The 8,411-nt window shown below is 69.6% G+C and carries 8 protein-coding genes and 1 rRNA gene; all 9 read right to left on the bottom strand.

All coding sequences use genetic code 11. The annotated features are described in order from the left end of the window. Positions 1-903: penicillin-binding protein 2 (locus tag EJK15_RS65325; protein WP_476739211.1), on the bottom strand; the 903-nt coding region annotated here is incomplete at its 3' end. Then, positions 900-1,364 carry a rod shape-determining protein MreD gene (mreD, locus tag EJK15_RS65330; protein WP_138720274.1) on the bottom strand — a complete coding sequence of 155 codons (465 nt, stop codon included), beginning with the start codon at positions 1,362-1,364 and terminating at the stop codon, positions 900-902. The genes mreD and EJK15_RS65325, both read right to left, overlap by 4 nt. A 397-nt stretch (positions 1,365-1,761) precedes the next feature. Continuing rightward, complete coding sequence (gene mreC, locus EJK15_RS65335; protein WP_138720275.1) at positions 1,762-2,640, bottom strand: rod shape-determining protein MreC; 879 nt, start codon at positions 2,638-2,640, stop codon at positions 1,762-1,764. Further along, on the bottom strand, positions 2,640-3,671 hold the full coding sequence (mreB, locus tag EJK15_RS65340; RefSeq protein ID WP_138720276.1) for a rod shape-determining protein: 1,032 nt from the start codon (positions 3,669-3,671) through the stop codon (positions 2,640-2,642). Before mreB ends, mreC begins: the two co-directional genes overlap by 1 nt. A 371-nt stretch (positions 3,672-4,042) precedes the next feature. Beyond that, a complete protein-coding gene (ndk, locus tag EJK15_RS65345) occupies positions 4,043-4,453 on the bottom strand; it encodes a nucleoside-diphosphate kinase (protein WP_138720277.1) in 411 nt (136 codons plus the stop codon). A 153-nt stretch (positions 4,454-4,606) separates the two neighbouring features. Then, on the bottom strand, positions 4,607-6,340 hold the full coding sequence (locus tag EJK15_RS65350; protein ID WP_138720278.1) for a hypothetical protein: 1,734 nt from the start codon (positions 6,338-6,340) through the stop codon (positions 4,607-4,609). A gap of 11 nt (positions 6,341-6,351) precedes the next feature. After that, on the bottom strand, positions 6,352-6,693 hold the full coding sequence (locus EJK15_RS65355; protein ID WP_138720279.1) for a DUF4233 domain-containing protein: 342 nt from the start codon (positions 6,691-6,693) through the stop codon (positions 6,352-6,354). A 76-nt stretch (positions 6,694-6,769) separates the two neighbouring features. Next, positions 6,770-8,062 (bottom strand): bifunctional folylpolyglutamate synthase/dihydrofolate synthase, encoded by a 1,293-nt coding sequence (locus tag EJK15_RS65360; RefSeq protein WP_138720280.1) that lies wholly within the window; start codon positions 8,060-8,062, stop codon positions 6,770-6,772. Positions 8,063-8,288: 226 nt separating this feature from the next. After that, positions 8,289-8,405: ribosomal RNA gene (gene rrf / locus EJK15_RS65365) — 5S ribosomal RNA — on the bottom strand. Positions 8,406-8,411: the final 6 nt, after the last annotated feature.

The raw sequence follows: 8,411 nt of genomic DNA on the forward strand, positions 1-8,411 counted from the left end.
CAGAAGACGGCATACGAGTTGTCTTAGGGTCTCGTGGGCTCGGAGATGTGTATAAGACACAGGCACCACCCCCGCCCCGCCGTCGGCCGCGGGCGCCGACTTCATGGCCTTGGCCAGCGCCTTCTCGGTCACGGCCTGGATCCGCGAATCGATGCTGGTCACCAGGTGGTCGCCAGGGACGGGCGTCACCTGCTCCTCGACTCCGAGCGCCTTGCCCATCCGGTCGACCTGGACCCGGCGCAGCCCCGACTTGCCGCGCAGCGCGTCGTCGTAGACGTACTCGAGCCCGTCGCGCCCGGCCAGGTCCACGCCAGAGAAGCTGGCCTTGAGCCCTTCGCGCTTCTCCAGCTCCTGCTCGGTGACCGGCTGCAGGTAGCCGAGCATCTGGGCCCCCGCCCGGCCGCCTGGGTACTGCCGCACGGAGTGGATCTCGGCGGTCACGCCCTGGAACTTCTCCTGCCGCTCGAGGATCTGCAGCGCCTCCCTGGTGTCGACCTTCTCGTCCAGCGGAACCGGCTGGTACGGCGAGCCCGTCCAGCACGGCTTCGACACCCCCGGCCCGCACGGCGTGATCCGCCGCTGCAGGTCCGCGACCGGCTTGCCGAGCACCGACGAGAGCTTGCGCAGCACCTTCACGCCGCCGTCGGGCATCCTCGACAACCTGGCCCGGTCCACGGACACGACCAGCGCGGTCTTGTTGCGCACCAGCGGCCGCCCCGACGAGTCGAGGATCTGCCCGCGCACGGCCGGCACGATCACGGTCCGCGTCCTGGTCTCCGTCGCCCTCGTGACGAACTCCTGCCCGCGCACCACCTGCACCTGCCACAACCGCACGGCCAGCACGACAAGCAGCGTCAGCACCAGGACCTGCAGCACCAGCAGCCGTCCCCGCATCCTGATCATGTCGCGAACCTCGACCGTCTGCCCCGCGTGGTCAGCCAGATCACGATCGGGGACACGAGCAGCGTGTAGACGACGGAGACGGGCACCTGCCCGGTCAGCGTGGCCATCGTCACCCGGGGGTCGGAGATCAGCCCGCCCACGCCCGCCGCCAGCAGCGGCGCCAGCAGCACGCACAGCACCACGGTCGTCACCGGGCCGCCCGCGCCGCGCCCGGCGACGTAGCCGACGAGGGCCAGCACGAACGCGTACTGCCCCAAGAGGTGCGCGGTCGGCGGCATGATGTCGATCAGCAGCCCGGCGAAGAACCCGAGTATGGCCCCGGAGGCGGCCCCCCGCGCCAGCGCCACACCGACCACGGCGAGCAACACCAGGTCAGGAGAGCCCCCGGCCGGCAACGGCACCCGATTGACCAGTATGACCTGCGCCAGCAGAGCCAGCAGCACAGACACTCCTGCGATCATCGAGCCCCCTCCACGCCCGTCTCCACCAACCACGCCGGCCTCACACCACAGCCGGCGGACGCCACCAAGACCACAGCCGTGCCCACACCTCCAGCCGACTCCCCCGAGACCAAGACTCGGCCCACACCACATCCGCCTGACTCCGCCGGCACCGACGACCGGTCACCACCACGTCCAGGCGACCTCACCGCGCCCGGCAGCCGGCCCTCACCGCATGCAGCCGACTCCACCAGGACGGACGACCGACCCACACCGCAACCAGCCGACCGCACCACGACCGACGACCGACCCACACCGCAACCAGCCGACCGCACCACGACCGACGACCGACCCACACCGCAATCAGCCACAGACATCCCGGCCGCGACGATCTCCGCCACCCCACCTGGCGCGACCCTCATCGCGATCCCTCCTTGGCGGGCAGCACCGCGTCACGCGGATCCCGCTTGGGCGCCTCCACCACCACACCCACCACGTCGATTGCCGTCAGATCCGCGAAGGGCCTGGCGTACGCGATGCGGGTCAGCTCCCCGGGCGTCGACTCCACCCGCTCGATCACCCCGATCGGCACCCCCGGCACGTACGGCCGGCCGTTTTGGGAGCCGAAGCTGACGATGCGCCCGCCCCTGGTCAGCGGCGCCGTGGAGTCGAGGAGCCGGAACTGCACGAGCCGCCCCTGCTCCCCCACTCCGTGTACGACCCCGATCTCGTTGCCTCCCTCCAGCCGCGCCCCGGCGGCCGAGGCCGGGTCGCTGAGCAGCACCACCGTCGAGGAATGGGTGGTCGCCTGGATGACCCGCCCGACCAGCCCGTCGCCGTTGAGCACGGTCATCTCCGGCCGCACCCCGTCCCCGGTGCCCGCGTCGATCTGCACGGCGTCCTCGAAGCCCGGCTGCCCGCGCCTCGCGACCACGTTGGCCGTCACGACCTTGTATCCACCGGCCCCCGCCAGGCCGAGCAACTGCTTGAGCTCCTTGGAGCGGGACGCGTCGAGCTTGCCCGTCAGCAGCCCTGTCCGCAGCTTCGCGTTCTCCTCCGTGAGCGCCTGGATGCGCTCCTGCGCACTCTGCGCGGTCAGGATGGCGTGTACGAACCCGGCGACCGGCCGCACCAGCAGGCCGCCGAACTGCTCGGCCGAACCGAAGACCCACGACCCGACCGCTCGCAGCGAGCGCAGCGGCGAGCTCTCGCCGCCGCGGTGGTCGACGGTCAGGATGACCAGTGCCACCGTCAGCAGCACTCCCAGGATCAGCCGGGCCCGGCGCGAGTCTCTCATCAGTGTCGCGACTCCGGCACCAGCACTTCTTGGAGCGCCTCGAACTCCTCGGCGCACTTGCCCGAGCCGATGGCGACCGAGTCGAGGGCGTTCTCGACGAGATGCACCGGCATGCCCGTCTCGGCCTTGATCCGTTCGTCCAGCCCCTTGAGCAGGGCGCCCCCGCCGGTGAGGGCGATGCCGCGGTCCATGATGTCGCCGGACAGCTCGGGCGGGCACTTGTCGAGCGTGGTCTTCACCGTGTCCACGATCGTGTTGACCGGCTCCTCGATGGCCTTCCTGATCTCGTCGCCCGACACGATGATCGTCTTGGGCAGCCCGCTGACCAGGTCGCGGCCGCGGATCTCCGCGTGCGACTCCTCGCCGTTGGGGCCGGCCGAGCCGATGGCCATCTTGATCTCCTCGGCGGTACGCTCGCCGAGCATCAGCGAGAACTCCTTCTTGGCGAACGCGATCACCGCCTGGTCGAGCTCGTCGCCGCCCACCCTGATCGACTGGCTGGTGACCACACCGCCCATCGAGATGATCGCCACCTCGGTGGTGCCGCCGCCGATGTCGACGACCATGTTGCCGGTGGGCTCGTGCACCGGCAGCCCCGCCCCGATGGCGGCGGCCATGGGCTCCTCGACGATGTAGACCTTTCTGGCGCCCGCCTGGTAGCCGGCCTCCTTCACCGCGCGCTGCTCGACGCTGGTGATGCCGCTGGGAACGGCGATGATGATGCGCGGCTTGGCGAAATGCCGCCGCCTGTGCACCCTATGGATGAAATATCGCAACATACGCTCGGTGACATCGAAGTCGGCGATCACGCCGTCCTTGAGCGGGCGGACCGCGATGATGTTGCCGGGTGTACGGCCGATCATCCGCTTGGCCTCGATGCCGACCGCCACGATCTTTCCCGTAGTGGTGTTGATCGCTACGACTGACGGCTCGTTGAGCACGATGCCCCGGCCACGCACGTAGACCACCGTGTTGGCGGTGCCCAGGTCGACCGCCATGTCACGGCCGAGGAACGCGAGCTTGCTGCCCATGGGGAACGGAGCCCTCCGTAACGTCGTTCGGGAATGACTACGGATCGAATTCGAATCGTAACGTGACGTACCCACCGTCGGGCGCGATGAGCCCCTGCGCCCCTCAAAAATCTCCAGCCCCAAACTCAACCGCAATTTTGCCCGGATTGCCCGCAACATCCGATCGCTTCCTGGAACGTTCCAGGATGCCCAGAAAACTCACCGCAACCGCTGTGCCTCATACCGTACGCCGGGCCACCGACATAAATCTGCGCCCCCGCACCCCGGCCCGAGTGCGCTCCGACTCCGGAACCGTACGGCACCCGACCGACGAAAACGCGCGCGCCCGCACAGCCGAGGAGGCTGCACGGGCGCGGACGGAGCGGAGTCGGTTAGAACCGGTCCGGGAAGAAGATCTTGATCTCCCTGGCGGCGGACTCGGGCGAGTCGGAGCCGTGGACGACGTTCTCGCCGATCTCGAGGGCGTGGTCGCCGCGGATCGTGCCGGGCGCCGACTTCACCGGGTCGGTGGCGCCGGCCAGCGCGCGGAAGGCCTCGACGGCGCGCGGGCCCTCGAGCACCATGGCGACGAGCGGCCCCGACGTGATGAACTCGACGAGCTCGCCGAAGAACGGCCGCTCGGAGTGCTCGGCGTAGTGCGACTTGGCGGTGTCGGCGTCGAGGGTGCGCAGATCCATCGCCACGACCTTGAGGCCCTTGCGCTCCACACGGGCGATCACGTCACCGATGAGGCCACGCTTAACCCCGTCGGGCTTGATCAGGACAAGAGTGCGCTCGGACACTTGAAGTTCTCCTTCGAACAGAATGGGGTCGCGGCTACCGGCGCCCGGCCTCACCGCGAGGACGCTTCGCGGGGCATGGGCCCGCGCGTCGCCGTAGCTGGGCCTCAGCTTACCGTCCCGCGCCCATACCCTAGTTGCCTATGGGGGCGGCTCCTACGGGGATGCGGCGTCCTCGGGCGAATGCCCTTGCGGCGGCACCGCAGGCAGCGCCCCCGCCGGATCAGCCGGCTCCTCATTGTCGCGCCGGGGTTTCAGCTTGTCGAAGGCTCCCTGGGAGGACACCGGCAGCACAACATCGCCGTCCGCGCTGCCACCGCCGTCCGGCTCACCGGGAGACTTCACCCCCTTGTGCTCCATCCCGACACCGCCCTCGCCGTCCCGCGAAGAGCCGGCGCCGTCGTCAGGGGACGCCCGCACGAGCAGCACGTCTCCGCGCTGCTCACCGGACGGCGGCACCGTACGAGCGCCGGAATCCGTGCCGGCGCACGGCGGACCACCGTCGAGCCCGGCCGGCGTCGTCTCCTGGCCAGGCCGCCGAGCCATCACGGCGGCGAGCACGATGATCGCCACCGTCAGGAAACCACCGATCAACGCCCACCAGTGCAGCGCGCCAACGAAGCTGTCGACCAGCTCCTGCGCCGACCGCACCCCATCCAGCATCTTCATCTGCACCCCGGTGCCGAGCAGGAAGCCTGCCAGCACCCCGGCGAAGCACAGTGACAGCCCGAACGCCGCCGTCCCGATCCCCACCTCCTGCAGGGTCGCCGTCAACGCCACCGCCGCCCCCACCGCGAGCAACGTGAACGGCACCGCCAGCACAAGGCCATCCGCCGACGGCACCACCAGCCGCACCGAACACAGCCCCACCACCATCGACAACAGCCCCAACGGCGCGAGCCACCGCCCGGCGGCCCTCGCGAACAGCCGCACCACGACAGAGGCGGCAACCGCCAGCAGCCCGGCGACCCCATACGGAATCCAGAGCCCGCGCAGGCCAGGCCCGCCGAGACCGCCCATCTCCACCAGCGTGACCTGCGCCGCGCTGGGCAGCAGCACGACGCCGACCGCCACCATCGAATACGCCAGCGGACGGCTCTCGGCCGTCCCGATCGAGGCCAGGGCCAGCAACCCGACGATGGCCGTGGCCGCCAGCAGGATCACCGGAGTGGCCCGCCAGCCCTCGGTCGCCGTGCTGATCGCCACGACCGCGATCCCCGCCGCCGGCACGGCGGCGAGCAACAGCCGGCTGCGCTCACGCACATCGAGACCGGGCGAGACGGGACGGCCGAGCAACATCCAGGCGACCAGGTAAACGGCGGCCAGGGCGAGCGCCACCCCCGTCACCAGCGGGTACGGCTGCAGCGTCACCTTCCAGCTGCTCACGTCGTCGAGCGGCCAGAGCGCCAACGCCTGGGCCGCGAGCAGGCTCAGGCTGAGCACCCCCACCCACAGGGCCCGCAGCGCCGGCACGCGGTCCCAGACGGCCGCGAGCGTGGCGGGCACGATGAGCCCGGCGCCGATGCCGCGCAGCACGCGTACGACTCCGACGACGAGCTCGGAGGCGGCATACCCGCCGGCGACGTCGGACAGAGCCACCAGCGCCAGCCCGCCGAGGATGACGTGGGCCACCTTGGCCCGCCGCAGCGCCACGGCCGCGAGCGGCACGGTCAGCATGAGCGCGGGCAGCGCGAGCCCGTGCGTACGCCTCAAGCCGACCTGGTCGATGTCGCCGGGCAGCAGCCCGGCGACGACGGAGAGCGTGTTGGGGATCGTGATGATCGCCAGTGGCAGCGCGGCCACGATGAGCAGCCCGAGCACCATGTCGAGCAGCCATGGGTGTCTGAGGCCAGCCGGATGAGGCGACCGCTGGATCGGGGGGACGGCCATGTAGGCCGACTTTAGCGGGAAGTAGCGCCCTCGACACGGCGAGCGACGATAATCGCCGTGATCCACAGCGCCGTGAAGATCGCTCCGAGGAAGAACATGGCCGGTACGAGGAAGCCCGTGCAGATCGCCAGCACCTGTACGACGCTGCCGGCGATGTAGCCGAAAGGCCGCTTGAGCAGGCCCGCGACGACCACGCACAGCACGGCAAGCCCGATGCCGGCGGTCACCGCCAGTGCGGGCGAGACCCCGCCGACGCCGATCGCGACGGGCGTAATCAGCCCGGCCACGATGGCCTCCATGCCGAGCACGGTGGCCCCGAGCCTGCGCATCCCCGGCGTGACCTCAAAGTTCATCGCGAACCACCCACCATCATCGGCACAGGCGGCCGGGCGAAACTCACCCTCACCACCGGTACGACATACCCCCTCATCACGAGGGCCCATCCACGTTCAGCAGCCGCCGCGCGTCGCCCGCCGTGACCACGGACCCCGTGATGAGCACCCCCGTGCCGCTGAACTCCCCTTGCGCGTCGGCGATCCCGATGCCGATGTCGATGGCGTCGTCGAGCCGGTCGACGACATGCACCCGGTCCTCGCCGAAGAGCGGCTCGGCCAGCGACGCCAGCTCCTCGGGCGACATCGATCGAGGCGAGGAGTTCCGCGTGACGACGATCTCGTCGATCAACGGCTCCAGGAGCTCGAGCAGGCCATCGACGTCCTTGTCACGCATGACCGCGACCACGCCGATGGTCTTGGGGAAGTCGAACGCCTCATGCATCCCCTCCAGCGTCGCCTGCATCCCGCCGGGGTTGTGCGCTGCGTCGATCACGACCGTCGGCGTACGGCGCACGACCTCCATGCGTCCCGGCGACGTCGCCTGCGCGAACGCCTGCCGTACGAGATCGGCGTCGAGCGGATCGTCACCGCCGGTCAGCGCCTCGACGGCGGCCAGCGCACAGACCGCGTTGCTCGCCTGATGCGATCCGTAGAGCGGCAGGTAGACATCTTCATATACACCCTTGAGCCCTCGCAGCGTGAGCAACTGCCCGCCCATCGCCACCTCGCGGCTCATCACCCCGAACTCGAGCCCTTCACGCGCCACGACCGCGCCCACCTCGGCCGCCTGGCGCATCAGCACCTCGGCCGCGGCCAGCTCCTGCTGGGCCAGCACGGCGGTCGTACCGGGCTTGATGATGCCCGCCTTCTCGGACGCGATGCTCGGTATGTCCGGCCCGAGCCGATCGGTGTGGTCGAGCGAGATAGGCGTGATCACGGACACGACGCCGTCCGCGACGTTGGTGGCGTCCCACGACCCGCCCATGCCGGCCTCGACGACCGCCACATCTACGGGGGTGTCCGCGAACGCCGCGAACGCCATCGCGGTCAGCAGCTCGAAGAACTGGATGCGCCGCCCCTGGGCGTCGGTCAGCTCGACGTACGGGATGATCTCCTCGTAGACCTCGGCGAACCGCTCCTCGCTCAGCGGCTGCCCGTCAACGGTGATCCGCTCGCGCACCGACACCAGGTGAGGGCTGGTGAACCGCCCCACCCGCAGGTTGCGCTCCTTGAGCAGCACCTCGGTGAGCCGGGCCGTACTCGTCTTGCCGTTGGTGCCGGCGATATGTATGACCGGGTACGCCGCCTGCGGCGAGCCGAGCAAATCCAGGAGGGCCGCGATCCTGTCGAGCGTCGGCTCGAAATCCCACTCGACGCCGCGCTCCATGACCGCGCGTTCAACCGCACGATAATCCACACCCTCAACCCTACTGACAACCCGTAGCGCTCCGGACCCGGCCCGATCCACAACCACCCCGCCTACCACCTACGCCCCAGCGGCAGCCGGTCGAGACACCTGCAGACGGACGAAGAGGCCATGCCACCTTTGCCATTTCTCAACGCAGAAAGGGCCCCGACCATGACGGTCGGAGCCCTTTCTGTACCAAAAATTTGTGCGGCGGTGACCTACTCTCCCACACCCTCCCGAGTGCAGTACCATCGGCGCTGAGAAGCTTAACTTCCGGGTTCGGAATGTAACCGGGTGTTTCCTTCCCGCCATAACCGCCGCAACCCTG

This window comes from Nonomuraea basaltis (assembly GCF_005893125.1).
Classification (GTDB): Bacteria; Actinomycetota; Actinomycetes; order Streptosporangiales; family Streptosporangiaceae; genus Nonomuraea; species Nonomuraea basaltis.